The sequence below is a fragment of the Zobellella taiwanensis genome (assembly GCF_003012795.1).
Lineage (GTDB): Bacteria > Pseudomonadota > Gammaproteobacteria > Enterobacterales > Aeromonadaceae > Oceanimonas > Oceanimonas taiwanensis.
In genome coordinates, this window is the sequence record NZ_PXYH01000009.1 from 49770 (window position 1) to 64376 (window position 14607).

General features: G+C 59.9%; 12 protein-coding genes. 10 read left to right on the forward strand and 2 right to left on the reverse strand.

Annotated features, from left to right (window positions below; all coding sequences use genetic code 11):
- Positions 1 to 151: 151 nt before the first annotated feature.
- From C7I36_RS08200 to C7I36_RS08225, 6 genes are all read left to right on the forward strand, one after another.
- Positions 152 to 1363: a M24 family metallopeptidase gene (locus C7I36_RS08200; RefSeq protein ID WP_106453239.1), complete on the forward strand. Its 1212-nt coding sequence runs from the start codon at positions 152 to 154 to the stop codon at positions 1361 to 1363.
- A 180-nt stretch (positions 1364 to 1543) separates the two neighbouring features.
- Positions 1544 to 3151, forward strand: coding sequence for a BCCT family transporter (locus C7I36_RS08205; protein ID WP_106453240.1), 1608 nt, complete (start codon positions 1544 to 1546; stop codon positions 3149 to 3151).
- A gap of 8 nt (positions 3152 to 3159) precedes the next feature.
- Positions 3160 to 3921 carry a creatininase gene (locus tag C7I36_RS08210; protein ID WP_219899620.1) on the forward strand — a complete coding sequence of 254 codons (762 nt, stop codon included), beginning with the start codon at positions 3160 to 3162 and terminating at the stop codon, positions 3919 to 3921.
- Positions 3922 to 4317: 396 nt separating this feature from the next.
- On the forward strand, positions 4318 to 5988 hold the full coding sequence (locus C7I36_RS08215; protein ID WP_219899621.1) for a BCCT family transporter: 1671 nt from the start codon (positions 4318 to 4320) through the stop codon (positions 5986 to 5988).
- 260 nt (positions 5989 to 6248) lie between these two features.
- Positions 6249 to 7460, forward strand: coding sequence for a M24 family metallopeptidase (locus C7I36_RS08220; protein WP_106453242.1), 1212 nt, complete (start codon positions 6249 to 6251; stop codon positions 7458 to 7460).
- A 671-nt stretch (positions 7461 to 8131) separates the two neighbouring features.
- Positions 8132 to 9592, forward strand: a complete 1461-nt coding sequence (locus C7I36_RS08225) for a sodium:solute symporter family protein (RefSeq protein ID WP_106453243.1) — start codon at positions 8132 to 8134, stop codon at positions 9590 to 9592.
- A 79-nt stretch (positions 9593 to 9671) separates the two neighbouring features.
- Here the strand turns inward: C7I36_RS08225 and C7I36_RS08230 are convergent, their stop codons facing one another.
- Complete coding sequence (locus C7I36_RS08230; RefSeq protein WP_245880072.1) at positions 9672 to 11033, reverse strand: DEAD/DEAH box helicase; 1362 nt, start codon at positions 11031 to 11033, stop codon at positions 9672 to 9674.
- 127 nt (positions 11034 to 11160) lie between these two features.
- Positions 11161 to 12018 carry a LysR substrate-binding domain-containing protein gene (locus C7I36_RS08235; RefSeq protein WP_106453245.1) on the reverse strand — a complete coding sequence of 286 codons (858 nt, stop codon included), beginning with the start codon at positions 12016 to 12018 and terminating at the stop codon, positions 11161 to 11163.
- A gap of 340 nt (positions 12019 to 12358) precedes the next feature.
- On the opposite strand from C7I36_RS08235, the gene C7I36_RS08240 reads away from it, so the two are divergent.
- From C7I36_RS08240 to C7I36_RS08255, 4 genes are all read left to right on the forward strand, one after another.
- A complete protein-coding gene (locus C7I36_RS08240) occupies positions 12359 to 12784 on the forward strand; it encodes a TRAP transporter small permease (RefSeq protein ID WP_219899622.1) in 426 nt (141 codons plus the stop codon).
- Positions 12781 to 13071 (forward strand): TRAP transporter large permease subunit, encoded by a 291-nt coding sequence (locus C7I36_RS08245; RefSeq protein ID WP_245880073.1) that lies wholly within the window; start codon positions 12781 to 12783, stop codon positions 13069 to 13071. The genes C7I36_RS08240 and C7I36_RS08245 overlap by 4 nt, the downstream gene beginning before the upstream one ends.
- Before the next feature lie 133 nt (positions 13072 to 13204).
- On the forward strand, positions 13205 to 13363 hold the full coding sequence (locus C7I36_RS08250) for a YqaE/Pmp3 family membrane protein (RefSeq protein ID WP_106453246.1): 159 nt from the start codon (positions 13205 to 13207) through the stop codon (positions 13361 to 13363).
- A gap of 17 nt (positions 13364 to 13380) precedes the next feature.
- Entirely contained in the window at positions 13381 to 14556 is a 1176-nt protein-coding gene (locus tag C7I36_RS08255; RefSeq protein WP_219899623.1) for an MFS transporter, read from the forward strand.
- Positions 14557 to 14607 lie beyond the last annotated feature (51 nt).

Below are 14607 nucleotides of genomic sequence, written 5' to 3' on the forward strand. Positions count from 1 at the left end.
TAACAACGCATTAACAAAGCAAATGAGCTGATTTGAAGTATTCATTTCTGTTATGACGTTGAGGGCTATAGCATCAGGGGTATGCGCAAATCCGCCATCACACGGGGCGCAGCCAACCCTGTTATCGGTTCGTTAAGGAAGGAGCCTTACCATGCAAATGCCCAACACCCTGACCATCCCCAACGGCGAAAAAGTCCGCGGCATGTTTTCCGAGGCGGAAATGCGTTCCCGCCAGCACAAGCTGCGCCAGTACATGGCCGCCAGCGACGTGGATGCGGTGCTGTTCACTTCCTACCACAACATCAACTACTTCAGTGATTTTGTGTACTGCCGCTTCGGCCGCGACTATGGCCTGGCGGTGACCCAGGACATCCACACCACCATTACCGCCAACATCGACGGCGGCCAGCCCTACCGCCGCAATGCCCTGGGCGACAACCTGGTATATACCGACTGGCAGAAAGACAACTTCTTCCGCGCCGTACAGCAGCTGATCGGCGGCGCCAAGCGGGTGGGGGTGGAGTTCGACCATCTGAGCCTGCAGAACCTGGACAAGCTGAAGGCCGCCCTGCCGGAAGCCGAGTTCGTGGACATCGGCGTGCCCACCATGAAGATGCGCATGATCAAGTCGGCGGAAGAAATTGAGCTGATCAAGCAGGGCGCCCGGGTGGCCGATGTGGGCGGTGCCGCCATTCGCGACGCCATCGGCGTGGGCGTACCGGAATACGAAGTGGCCCTGGCCGGTACCCAGGCCATGGTGCGCGAAATTGCCCGCACCTTCCCCCATGCCGAGCTGATGGACACCTGGGTGTGGTTCCAGTCCGGCATTAACACCGACGGTGCTCACAACCCGGTCACCAGCCGCAAAATTGAAGCCGGCGACATCCTCAGCCTGAACACCTTCCCGATGATCGGCGGCTACTACACCGCCCTGGAGCGGACCCTGTTCAGCGAGCACGTGTCCGACCGCCACCTGGAGCTGTGGGAAATCAACTGCAAGGTGCACCGCCGTGGCCTGGAGCTGATCAAGGCCGGCAACCGCTGCTGCGACATCGCCGCCGAGCTGAACGAAATTTTCGCCGAGCACGACGTGCTGCAGTACCGCACCTTCGGCTACGGCCACTCCTTCGGCACCCTCAGCCACTACTACGGCCGTGAAGCGGGCCTGGAGCTGCGCGAAGACATTGAAACCGTGCTGGAGCCGGGTCATGTGGTGTCCATGGAGCCGATGATCATGCTGCCGGAAGGGCTGCCGGGCGCGGGCGGTTACCGCGAACACGATATCCTGGTGATCAGCGAAAGCGGGGTGGAAAACATCACCCGCTTCCCCTTCGGTCCCGAATACAACATCATCAAGGGATAACATCCGGCCCACCCTCCTGCGAGGGTGGGCTTTTTAGTTTTGGGCCCGGCTGTAATGTGATGGACGGCGTTACAGGGTTCAAAAATGGGATACACCTGCGAGTAACGAAAGTCGCTTGTATGGTATCTTGCGGTTAATGAGAGAACAGCTTGTCTGGAGCGGTTCCAAGGAGTTGACGTCATGGTTCTCAATAATGGCCCATTGAAGGGCATTAACCCTTATATCATGTTTATTTCCTTGCTGATCACCGTCGCGCTGATCGGTTATGCCTTAATCTTTCCAAGTGAATCCGCTGCCCTGGTGGATTTGGTCAGAACATTAATTACCCTTGCCGCCAACTCCTGGTATGTGTTGTTGGCCGCCCTGTTTTTGATTTTTTGTATCTGGATTGCCTGCAGCCGTTATGGAAATATCCGGCTGGGCAAGGATGATGAAAAACCGGAGTTTGGTTATTTTGCCTGGTTTGCCATGGTGTATGCGGCAGGGCAGGGGATTGGTATTATTTTCTGGTCCATCGCCGAACCCATGTTTCACTTTTCTTCCGGCTCGCCCTTTTCCGAGCAAACCGGTAATGCAGAAGCCGCGGCCTCGGCCATGGCTATTTCCTTTTTTCACTGGGGGCTGAACGCCTGGGCCATTTATTCGGTGGTTGGCCTGTCCCTGGCGTTTGTGTGTTACCGGCTGAACAAGCCACTCAGTATCCGGTATACGCTCTATCCCCTGTTCGGCAACAAGGTAACGGGTCGCTGGGGAGTATTGATTGATGTCATTGCCGTGTTCGCCACCCTGTTCGGGATTGCCACTTCCCTTGGCATGGGCGCGCAGCAGATTAACGCCGGGCTGTCGGAAATATGGGGCATACCGCAAAGTCCGGGAGTGCAGCTGGCACTGATTGTGGTGATTACCCTCTGTGCGCTTATCTCCGTATTGACCGGCCTGAAAAAGGGCGTTAAATACCTGTCGATTGGCAATATGTGGCTTACCGTGTTGCTGCTGCTGTTTTTCTTTGCCTTTGGACCAACCCTCTATATTGTAAAAACCTTTTTCAGCGGCTCCTTTGACTATATTGCCCAGTTGGTCAGCTTTAATTTTTATATCGAGCCCGCTCCCCATGCCCTGGGCGATGCGCAGGCCAGCTGGAAGGGAATGTGGCAAGGATGGTGGACCGTGTTTTATTGGGGCTGGTGGATGTCCTGGGCGCCCTTTGTCGGCGTGTTCGTGGCCCGGGTGTCCAGGGGGCGGACCATTCGCGAGTTTATCTGGGGCGTGGTGGGCGTTTCGTCCTTGCTGTCCTTCGTCTGGCTGGCCGCCTATGGCGGCACCGCCCTCTACCTGGATTTGTTCGAAGGCGCCGGCATTGCCGCCGTGGTGAGCAACGACGTGGCCAAAGCCCTGTATGCCACCTTCCAGGGCATGGAACTGGGCAGCCTGTCCACCCTGGCAATGATTGTCGGCACCCTGATGGTGGCCACCTATTTCATTACCTCGTCGGATTCCGGCACCCTGGTGCTGACCACCATCATGAGCGAGGGTGAAGAACATCCGCTGAACAGGCACAGGGTGATATGGGGAGTCATGCAGGGTGTGGTGGCGGCCGTGCTGCTGTTTGTGGGAGGCGAAGCCGCGCTGAGTTCGCTGCAAACCGCGTCTATCGCGGCGGCGCTGCCCTTTTCGCTGATTATGTTGTTGATGTGTGCGTCATTATACAAAGGGGTCAGGGCCGAATATAAAAAAATAGGCGATGCCCGCCTGTATGGTGCCGCTGTGGTTAATTCAAAAGAGGTGTAAGTGAAATGGTGAATCTGGAATTAATGGACTGGCAGAGCTATGCCGCCAGGGTCAAGGATGGCAATGCGGTCATCATGCTGCCGATAGGTGCCATAGAACAGCACGGCCCCCATATGTCGATGAACCCGGATGTATTGATCCCCAAGGCCATTTCCGAAGGGGTCGCCGGCAAGTCGGATTCCATCCTGGTTGCGCCGCCCATTTCCTATGGCTACAAGTCCCAGGTCAAATCGGGTGGCGGCAACTTTTTCCCCGGCACTACCTGTATCAACGGTAAAACGTTGATCGATGTGGTGAAGGATGTGCTGGTGGCCTATGCCCGCCATGGCAACCGCAAGTTCGTGCTGGTGAACGGTCACTTCGAAAACTCCATGTTCCTGGTGGAGGGCATCGATCTGGCCCTGGAGCACCTGCGCCATGAGGGCATCCAGGCTCAGGTCATGCTGCTGTCCTACTGGGACTATGTCACCCAGGACACCATCGAAACCGTGTTTCCGGACGGCTTTACCGGCTGGGACGTGGAGCACGGCGGCGTGCTGGAAACCTCGCTCATGCTGCACCTGCATCCGGAATGCGTGGACATGGAAAAGGTGGTGCACCATCATCCGGCCACCTTCCCGCCCTACGATATCTTCCCGTCCGAGCCAAGCTGGGTGCCCTCGTCCGGTACGCTGTCATCGGCCAAAAACGCCAGCGAGGAATATGGCCGTTTGTTGTTTGAGGTGTGCGTAACAGGCATTTACGGTTCGGTTGCGGAACGTTTTCTCTGAGGGACGGCGCGGCGGAGCCCGGTCGGTGCAGCACTATCAGGATCGGTTAGTTAGCGTCAACGCAAGAGTACCCGCCTTTTCCCCGGCAAGCCGCGGAGGTGCGGAGGCAAGCCATGGTGACATGGCTTGCCTCTTTCTTCATGGCCTGGCCGGAATTTCATTTAACACCTCATTAACGTACCAAATGACACAATTACAAGTTCTCATTTCTTTTGTCCGGGACCGGGGCGTAGCATGAAATTTATCCATCATATCCGCGCGTATTACTTCAGGATACAGGAGTGATGTAAGGGGAGGTTATGGATAACGACAACAACAGAGAGGTAAAGTAAAGTGACAAACAAACAAATGGTTTATGAGAAGCCAAGAGGTCACAGGGAATCGCTTGAACCGGTTGTGATCCCGAGGTTTACCGGGCGGGATCTTCCGCCCATTGGCCGGCTGCTCATCCAGTTTACCCCACCCATCGCCATCATCGCGCTGATTTTCATGGTGCTGAAAAATCCCGATGGCGTCGCCGGCGTCATTTTTGACATGAGAACCTATGTCACCAATGACTTTACCTGGCTGTTTATTCTGTACTCTTTGTTTGCGGTAGCCATTTGCGCCTGGCTGGTGTTCAGCAAGCTGGGCAAACAGGTCAGGCTGGGGGGGCCCAACGCCAAACCGGAATACAGCAACTTTGCCTGGTATTCCATGCTGTTTGCCTGTGGCCAGGGTATCGGATTGATTTTCTGGTCGGTGGCACAGCCCATCATGCTGCGCGACGACAGCCCGGTGATCCGGGCCGTGGAAGGCGACGTGGCCGGCGGCGGTATCGTCTGGGCCTATTTCCACTGGGGATTCACCGCCTGGGCCATGTATTGCGTGGTGGCGGTGTGCCTGGCCTACTCCCACCACAACCTGGGAAAAACCCTGACCTTCCGCGAGGCCACGGTGGATATCCTGCCGCGCTGGGCCCAGGGGGGCGCCGGTGTAGTGGTGGAGCTGCTGGCCATCATGGCGACCGTATTGGGCCTGTCCACTTCCTTTGCCTTTGCGGCCATGCAGTTTTCCTCCGGACTGAGTTCCTTTACCGGTGCCACCTCCAGCCCTACGCTTTGGCTGCTGGTGATAGTGGGACTGGGGACGGCAGCGGCCATTTCCGCCTTTTTCGGCATCAGCAAGGGCATGAAACTGGTCAGTGAAACCAACTCCATCCTGAGTGTGGTCCTGGTGCTGGCCGCCCTGGTATTTGGTCCCACCCTGTTTATTGTGTCCAACATCACCCAGACCTTCGGCTCCTATTTCATGAATTTTATTCCCATGAGTTTCTGGACCGACGCACCCAGCACCGCCCAGCCGCTGGAAAGCTGGCAGCAAAGCTGGAATGGCTGGTGGACCGTCTTTATCTGGTGCTGGGTCATTGCCTTCTCTCCCTTTGTGGCCGGCTTTATCGCCCGTATTTCCCGCGGCCGTACCCTGAGGGAGTTTGTGATTGGCGTGACCGTCATTCCTTCCCTGATCGTCATGCTCTGGATCGGCGTGCTGGGCTCTGCCGCGATTTACTACGATGATCTCAGCGCCGGCGGTATTTCCTCGGCCGTGGGCGAGAATGTGTCCAGCGGGCTCTTCGTTATGCTGGAGTCCATTCCCTTTGTTGGCAGTCTGCTGCTGATTGTGGCGACCATTTTGGTGGCGACCTATTATGTGACTTCCCTGGATGCCGGCACCTATGCCCTGGCGGAGTTTGTGTCGGCTCCCAAACAGGCGGGAGCCTGGTTCCGGGTGGTGCTGGTGATCAGCATAGGCGCGGTGGCGACAGTGCTGCTGACCCTGGGCGGCAGTGGCGTGGTCGATACCGTCCAGACCGGGACCATCATAGGCGCCTTCCCCTTCTCCATCGTCATCCTGCTGATGATCATCAATACCATCAAGCGGCTGCTGAACAGGGACAGGGCGACCAAGGAGCTGGAAAAGGTGGTCAACAACCCGGATCCCAAAGTGGAGCTGAAAATCGATGAGGCCGGCGAAGCCAGGGCCGTAACCACGGATGGCATGGCACTGGGCAGTGGTGGCGCGCGCTAGGCCATTTTTCCCCGGCCGGGCAGGCTCCGGACATAAGCAGACCGGTTAGTGGTGCCCGCCTTGCTGCGGACCCGGCAGTGGTATTCTCCCGCTGCCGGGTTCGCTTTTTTACTGCCCCTGCCAATCTTCATTAACAAAGTTAATCAATAAATTAAAAGTATTGATTTCATTTATGTCCGATGGGTGTTTAGCATCGATCTTGAGCACGAGTCCTGTGTTTTCCCGCATTGTGATATCAGCTACAAGGAAGGAGTCTTTTCATGCAAATGCCCAACACCCTGACCATCCCCAACGGCGAAAAAGTCCGCGGCATGTTTTCCGAGGCGGAAATGCGTTCCCGCCAGCAGAAGCTGCGCCAGTACATGGCCGCCAGCGACGTGGATGCGGTGCTGTTCACTTCCTACCACAACATCAACTACTTCAGTGATTTTGTGTACTGCCGCTTTGGCCGCGACTACGGCCTGGCGGTGACCCAGGACATCCACACCACCATTACCGCCAATATCGACGGCGGCCAGCCCTACCGTCGTAATGCCCTGGGCGACAACCTGGTGTACACCGACTGGCAGAAAGACAACTTCTTCCGCGCCGTGCAGCAGCTGATTGGCGGCGCCAAGCGGGTGGGCGTGGAGTTCGACCACCTGAGCCTGCAGAACCTCGACAAGCTCAAGGCCGCGCTGCCCGAGGCTGAGTTTGTGGACATCGGCGTGCCCACCATGAAGATGCGCATGATCAAGTCGGCGGAAGAAATTGCGCTTATTAAGCAGGGTGCCCGGGTGGCCGACGTGGGCGGTGCCGCCATTCGCGACGCCATTGGCGTGGGCGTGCCGGAATACGAAGTGGCCCTGGCCGGTACCCAGGCCATGGTGCGCGAAATTGCCCGCACCTTCCCCCACGGCGAGCTGATGGACACCTGGGTGTGGTTCCAGTCCGGCATCAACACCGACGGCGCCCACAACCCGGTCACCAGCCGCAAAATTGAGGCCGGCGACATCCTCAGCCTGAACACCTTCCCGATGATCGGCGGCTACTACACCGCCCTGGAGCGGACCCTGTTCAGCGAGCACGTCTCCGACCGCCACCTGGAGCTGTGGGAAATCAACTGCAAGGTGCACCGCCGTGGCCTGGAGCTGATCAAGGCCGGCAACCGCTGCTGCGACATCGCCGCTGAGCTGAACGAAATCTTCGCCGAGCATGACGTGCTGCAGTACCGTACCTTCGGTTACGGCCACTCCTTCGGTACCCTGAGCCACTACTACGGCCGCGAAGCGGGCCTGGAGCTGCGCGAAGACATTGAAACCGTACTGGAGCCGGGTCACGTGGTGTCCATGGAGCCGATGATCATGCTGCCGGAAGGGCTGCCCGGTGCCGGCGGTTACCGCGAGCACGACATTCTGGTGATCAGCGAAAGCGGGGTGGAAAACATCACCCGCTTCCCCTTCGGCCCCGAATACAACATCATCAAGGGATAACATCCGGCCCACCCTCCTGCGAGGGTGGGCATCCGGTTTTTCAGGGCATCAGGTCCTGCTACAACGCTCAACGACGACGCCATCCCTTTCCCCAGAACCCCGCGCCACCCCGGTTTTCAATCTCCGGTCACTCCCGCCTCGCTCCGTGGGGCCCGCACAGACGGTATTCCATAGGTCTGTTGCCGCAGGAATTCATCAGGCAACAAATCATTAACATCACAAATGGTCCGATTTGAAGTATTCATTTCTGTTATGAATGCCGGGGTTCTAGCATCGAAGAGACGCGCTTAACCGGTGCCGGTTGGCGCAACGACCCATCAAAAACCAGCAAGGAGTCTGTTCACGCTGTTAGCGCCGGCACCGGAGCCGTTGCGGCGGCCAGGGAGTTGTCTGGCCGGTTATTCAAGGGCGGTAGAAGGAGTGGTTACCGCCTGCCTACTTCTGGTGAGGCCGGCCCTGGCCGGTGGAATCAGGGACATTAACGCCAGCTTCGCAAGAAGCCGCTCGAAGAGGTAGAAGTCATGCTCAGTGAATCCTGGACCATGGAATGGTTCGTTTATCTCAACGCCATCATTCTTGCCTGGGCCGCCCTGGCCTATGTCTACCGGGAATACGTTCGTAAATCCGATGATTGATGAACGACTCGACCAAACGACCAAAGGGAATTTGTGATGGAAAATTATTCATTTTTAAACTGGGCCCTGCTGCTGGGCTCCTTCGGTGTGCTGATCTTGATTGGCTGGCTGTCCAGCCGGGTGGTCAAAGACAGCGACGAAACCGGCTTTCTGGTCGCCGGGCGCAGCCTGGGGCCCTTTGTGGGGGCCGGCACCATAGTGGCCACCGGTTTCAGCGGCTGGGGCTTTATGGGCTCCCCCGGCGTGGCCTATGAGTTCGGCGCGGTGGAAGTGCTGGGCAACTTCTTCTTTGCCCCGGCCATGGTGATTGTGGTGCTGTATTTTGCCAACTTCCTGCGCCGGCGCGCCGAAGAGCTGGGCAGTTGCACCATCCCCGAGTATGTGTCCCAGGTGCACGGCGGCGGCGCGCTGCTGGAGCGCTGGGTCAAGGGGGTGGCGGCGGCCATTACCATAGTGCTGCTGTTGGTGTTTCTCACCAGCCAGATCAAGGCGGTGGGGCTCTTGGGCGCATCCTGGCTCGGCATCAGCCTGAACGAAAGCGCGCTGCTGATGATTTCGGTGATCATCCTCTACACCATGCTCGGCGGCCTGGCCGCGGTGGCCTGGACCGACACCCTGATGGTGGCGGGCATGGGCATCGGCGCCCTGGTGATGATGGTGCAGATATTTACCGATGTCAGCCCGATGGAAATGGTGGAGCGGCTCAACGCCATCGATCCGTCGCTGCTCAACCCCACCACCTCGGCGCCCTATGGAGAAAGCAAGGGCTCCGTGTTCCTGGTGCTGCCCTATGCCTTTTTGTTTACCGCCGTGCTGCCTTACATGGCCGTGCGTTTCCTGGCCTTCAAACCCACGGTGAAGATGCATCATGTGGCGATTTGGGTCGCCCCCATGGGCTGCCTGCTGAGCCTGGTGCCCATCGTCGGCATGTATGTGCGGGTGGCGCACCCGGAGCTGGCCGAGGCGGATCAGGCCATGCCGGTGTACCTGGCCAACTTCCTGCACCCGGCCCTGGCGGGGGTGATCACCCTGTTCATTCTGTTCGCCATGAAATCCACCGCCAACTCGCTGCTGCATACGGTGTCGAGCGCCGCTTCCCACGATCTGCGCACCGCCCTGTTCCCGCACAGCCGGCCCTCGGGCGCCCGCATTTTGTGGATCAACCGCATCTGGGTGGCCATTCTCGGTTTTGTCGGCTTCCTGATGATGCTGTACGCGCCGCCCTTTATGTTGTCCTGGCTCGGGATCCTCGGCTCCGGCACCCTGCTGGCGGTAATGATAGGCCCGGTGTTTATCTCCGCCTTCTGGCAGGGCAACGGTTACGGCGCCCTGGCCGCCATGCTGGTCGGCCTGGTGACCAGCGGCAGCTTCCTGCTGTTCACTCAGGTGGGCTGGGTGGAAGGCCCCCTGTATGGCTGCCTGGCCTCCGGCCTTGCCTATGTGGTGGTGAGCAAACTGACATCGGGCCAGCCGGTGGCGCGCCGTGCCACCGCCTGAGGCTAAAGCCAGCATTGATGAGGGCGCCGCAAGGCGCCCTTTTGCTATGTAATGCCGGGAAACGGCCGGGCAGGGGTTACTACTCCCCGCCGGGTTTTTTGCGGCGCAGGGGGGCCGAGCCATCGTCGGAGCCCAGGCCCGGGCCGCTGAAGCGCTCGGCCCGGCTGTGCGCCGGCTTGGCGGGCTTGTGTGGCTGTGCCTGGCCGGCGCTGTCCTTGCCGGCCGACCGTGGTTTGGGCCCGGGTCTGGCCGGGGCTTTGCTTGCCTTGGGCCGGATACCTTTGAATTTGCCTTCCAGCCCCTCGATGCCGGCAAAGGCGATATCCTGGCGCATAAAGCGTTCAATCCGCTTGAAGGCGTCCCAGTCTTTGGGCCCGACCAGAGACACTGCCATGCCGCTGGCTCCGGCGCGGCCGGTACGGCCGATGCGGTGCACGTATTCCTCCGCCTGGCGCGGCAGGTCGAAGTTCACCACCAGCGATACCTGCAACAGGTCCAGCCCCCGCGAGGCCACGTCCGTGGTGATCAGCAACCGCTGCTGGCCACGGGCGAAGCTGTCCATCATGCGGTTGCGCTCGGCCTGGCTCATGTCGCCGTGCAGGGCGGCGGCACTGTGGCCCTGCTGTTGCAGCAGGCCGGCCAGCCGTTCGGTATCGGCGCGGGTGGCGGTGAAGATGATGGCCTGCTGATAGCTTTCGTGGTTCAGCAGGTGCAGCAGCTGTGCCTGTTTGTGATCCAGGTGATCGCTGAGCAAAAACCGCTGCGCTATGTCCCTGTGCTCAGTGTGAGCCTCGCCCACCGCCACCCGTTTGGGCGCCTTGAGCAGGCGAGTGGCCATGTGGTCGACCTCGGCGTGATCCAGGGTGGCGGAAAACAGCAGGGTCTGGCGGCGGCGGTGATCGGCGGCCTGGTGGATCTGCTCCAGCTGGGGCGCGAAGCCCAGATCCAGCATGCGGTCGGCCTCGTCCAGGATCAGCAACTCCAGGTTGTGGAGCAGCAGCGAGCGGGCATCCAGATGGTTGGCCAGCCGGCCGGGGGTGGCCACGATAACCTGGGGCTGCTTGCGCAGGGTTTTGAGCTGATCGTTGAAATTTTCGCCGCCCAGCAGCAGGGCGATGTCCAGGCCGCTGCCGCCGGTCAGGGCGCGCAACTGCCCAAACACCTGACGGGCCAGCTCGCGGGTGGGCGCCAGGATCAGGGCGCGGGGATCCCGCTTGCCGAGGGCACGGGTTTTCAGCAATCGATGCAGGGCCGGCAGCAGAAACGCCAGGGTTTTGCCGGAGCCGGTTTTGGAGGACGCCATCAAGTCGTGGCCGGCCAGCACCACAGGTATGGCGTCCTGCTGGATGTCGGTCGGGGTGTCCAGACCCAGGTGGCCCAGGGCCCTGATCAGCCGGGAATCCAGCCTGAAGTCGGTGAAATGAGGAAATTGTTGCGCCAAGTTGCAGCTCCGGAAACGGGGATGTGGGCGGGCATTGGGCCCTTGCCGTGAAAAGGAGCCGTATTGTAGCCAAACTCGGCAAGGATGTAATGATCCCCACGTCAAAGGGGGCCGGCCAGGGATTTCGCTACAGGCGGTGCAGGGCATTCCTCAGGTAATCCAGCAGCATGCGGCTGGCGGCGCTGAGATCATTTTTGTTGTAGCAAAAGCCCACGGACACACTGCCCAGGCTGGGACAGTGCTGATACTCCATGGAATGCTCCAGATCGTCCGGCACTGTGCTTTTGGCCAGGGCACTGATGCCGAGCCCGGCCTTGATGGCCGCATGGATGCCGAGCAGGCTGGCGGTGCTGTACACGATACGCCAGGGGCGGTTGGCCTGGGTGAGGGCGTTGATCATCGACTTGCGGTAGAGGCAGCCCTTGGGATAGAGGATCAGCGGCAGGGGAGCCTCGGCGGGCAGGATAAAGTTGCTGCTGCGCACCCACACCAGCGGCTCGAGGATAAAGTCGGTCAGTTGGGGATGTTCCGGGCTGCTTTCTTCTATGGCCATCACCAGGTCGTAGGCCCCCTTGCGGTAATCGTGCAGCAGGTTGGTGCTGATGTCGCTGCTCACGTCCAGGGTAACGTCCGGGTAGGACTGGGAAAAACGGCCCAGGGTGGTGGCCAGGAAGGACACCTCGAAGTCGTTGGGAATGCCGAGGCGCACCGAGCCGCTGACTTTGGGCGTGCCCAGCCGGGAGATGACGGCATCGTTGAGATCCAGCATTTTCTGGGCATAACTCAGCAATAACTGGCCTTCTTCCGTCAATTGCAGGCCACTGTTGCGGTTGAACAGCCGGATATCCAGCAACTCTTCGAGCCGCTTTACCTGCAGGCTCACCGCCGGCTGGGAGCGGCCCAGCATTTCCCCCGCCTGGGTAAAGCCCCCCAGCTGGTTGATGGTAACAAAGGTGCGCAGCAAATCCGTGGGCAGGTTCTTCATCCTGAACGCTCGACATTTCCAGTGTTAATAACCGGGCTATTGTCATTAACTTTGGCAATGAAAGCCAGTGTCAGGGTGCAGAGAATGAGGTTTTGTCCGTATTTGGCGACCGGCGTCAACCCGGGGAGTGTCGCTGCCGGGCCGGCGATCTTGGGTGCCTTAGCCGGCTTTCCCTGCCGTTGTCCGGGAATGGAGTGTTACATTACCGGGACAGTGCAAAGGGCGCCGTAGGGTGGCCGGCAGGAGAGGGAGTATTAGGAATGAGAAGCAAGGGACTGAGCCTGTGGCTCGACCGGCTGGCTTATGGATTGTTCTTGTGCGGGGTAGTGGGGCGGTAGGGATGACAGTTCTGGTGTTCGTCAGTACTCTGTCGCGCTATCTGTTCAATATACCCTGGCATTTTGCCAATGAACTGACAGGACTTCTGTTTTTTTCTCTGACGTTCCTGACCATTCCCCATGTGTTCAACCAGGGGGGGCATATACGGCTCGACCTGCTTACCCAGCGTCTTCCCGCTGGCCTGGCGAGGATTGCGGAGGCACTGGCGGCGCTGATCCTGCTGCTGTTTGCCGCCATTCTATTGTATGAGTCCTGGGATTTTATGTTTGTCTCTTACGGGCTTGCCGCCCGCACCGAGATCAGCGGCCTGCTGCTATGGCCATGGATGGCGCTTATGCCGCTGTCATTTCTGCTGTGTATCCTCATCCAGCTGCGCCATGGTCTGTCAGCCCCGGGCAAGCATTGCACCGGGGAGGGGGAGTCATGAGCTGGTTGATGTTGAGCTCCGCCTTGCTGGCACTGCTTGGCAGTGGCGCCCTGCTGGGTGCTGCGCTGGGCCTGGTGGGGTTGATCCTGCTTCACTTCCAGGCTGACGGCGCCAGCTTCCTGGCGGTGCATGCGGCCTGGAATCTGCTCACCGGCTTCTCGCTCACGGCGGTGCCGCTGTTTATCTTTCTCGGCGATATCCTGCTGGCCAGCGGGGTGTCGACCAAGGTGTACAACGGCCTGGCGTCCCTGTTCCGCCGGGTGCCGGGCTACCTGACCTTATCTTGAAGATAAATGTGGAGCTGGTCATCTGGTGTGGCGGTGATCGGATGTGTAAATAAAAATGTAACAGCAACAAATGATTAGCTCAGGGAAAAGGCTTGATATACTGGTTGGATATATTCCGAAAAGAGACTCAGCCATGGACCTTATCCGCATTATCGTCGCCATCCTGCTGCCCCCGCTGGGGGTATTTTTGCAGGTGGGATTCGGCAAGCACTTTTGGCTTAATATCCTGCTGACCCTGTTGGGCTATATCCCTGGGATCGTACACGCAGTGTGGATTATCGCCAAAAAATGAGTTACCGGCCCGGGCCGGTGGCAACCATTGCCATGGCCCAGCTGCTCGGCACCTCGCTGTGGTTCAGTGCCAACAGTGCGGCGGATGACCTTATGGCCAACTGGGGGCTCGGCAACACCGATATCGGCTGGCTGACCGGGGCGGTACAGGGCGGCTTTATCCTGGGGACGCTGATCATGGCGCTGACCGGCCTGGCGGATCGCTATCGCGCCAGCACGGTGTTTGTTGCCAGCGCCATTGCCGGAGCCCTGTTCAACGCCGGTTTTGCCATGGGGGCAGACGGGCTGGCCAGTGCCATGGCCTTTCGTTTCCTGGTGGGCCTGTCGTTGGCGGGGATTTATCCCATGGGGATGAAACTGATCGTCGGCTGGGCTCCCGAGCGCACCGGCCAGGCGCTGGCGCAACTGGTCGCCATGCTGACTCTCGGGACGGCGCTGCCGCACGCCCTGCGGGAACTGGGCACAGGACTGCCCTGGCAACTGGTTATCCTGGCCTCGTCGGGCCTGGCTCTGCTGGCGGCCGGACTAATCCATGCCCTGGGCGATGGCCCCCATCTGCCGCTGGGCCGGCCGGGGCAAACCACAGGAGCCAGGCCCGGGGCTGTGCTCAAGGCCTTTCGTATTGGCCGGTTTCGCGCCGCGGCCTGGGGCTATTTTGGCCACATGTGGGAACTGTATGCCTTCTGGACCCTGGTGCCGCTGCTGGTTTCCCACACCCTGCCGGCCGGCTGGATCCCCGGGCTTGGCACCTTTGGTATGGCGTTTGGCATCATAGGCGCGGGTGCGCTGGGCTGCTGGCTCGGCGGCCGGCTGTCGCTCCGCGTTGGCAGTGCCCGGGTGGCGCTGGCGGCACTGGCCACGTCCGGTGCCTGCGCCCTGGTGTTCGCCCTGTGCTGGCGGGATCTGCCGGCCCTGGCCCTGGGCCTGCTGCTGCTGGTATGGGGGGCGAGCGTCGTCGCGGACTCGCCCCAGTTTTCCGCCCTGTCGGCCCGGGCCTGTCCACAGGAGTGGGTTGGCGCCGCGCTGGCCATGCAGAACGCCATTGGGTTTGCCATTACGGTGGTTTCCATCGCGGCCACCACCTCACTGTTCGACCGGATCGGCCCGGATGCGGTCTGGCTGCTGATCCCGGGGCCCATCATCGGGGTGCTCGGTTTTGCCCTGGCATCCCGCCGGGCCGGCGCTACTTCCTGAGCCGGTGATTCGCTCCCGGCGAGATCATGGTACATGCTTGGTGTTATCCAT

What these genes read in the sequence shown, in the direction of transcription:
- C7I36_RS08245 (WP_245880073.1), top strand. Translation starts at nt 12,781, where the DNA reads ATGAGCTGGTTGATGTTGAGCTCCGCCTTGCTGGCACTGCTTGGCAGT.
- C7I36_RS08235 (WP_106453245.1), bottom strand. Translation starts at nt 12,018, where the DNA reads ATGAAGAACCTGCCCACGGATTTGCTGCGCACCTTTGTTACCATCAAC.
- C7I36_RS08220 (WP_106453242.1), top strand. Translation starts at nt 6,249, where the DNA reads ATGCAAATGCCCAACACCCTGACCATCCCCAACGGCGAAAAAGTCCGC.
- C7I36_RS08205 (WP_106453240.1), top strand. Translation starts at nt 1,544, where the DNA reads ATGGTTCTCAATAATGGCCCATTGAAGGGCATTAACCCTTATATCATG.
- C7I36_RS08250 (WP_106453246.1), top strand. Translation starts at nt 13,205, where the DNA reads ATGGACCTTATCCGCATTATCGTCGCCATCCTGCTGCCCCCGCTGGGG.
- C7I36_RS08200 (WP_106453239.1), top strand. Translation starts at nt 152, where the DNA reads ATGCAAATGCCCAACACCCTGACCATCCCCAACGGCGAAAAAGTCCGC.
- C7I36_RS08240 (WP_219899622.1), top strand. Translation starts at nt 12,359, where the DNA reads ATGACAGTTCTGGTGTTCGTCAGTACTCTGTCGCGCTATCTGTTCAAT.
- C7I36_RS08225 (WP_106453243.1), top strand. Translation starts at nt 8,132, where the DNA reads ATGGAAAATTATTCATTTTTAAACTGGGCCCTGCTGCTGGGCTCCTTC.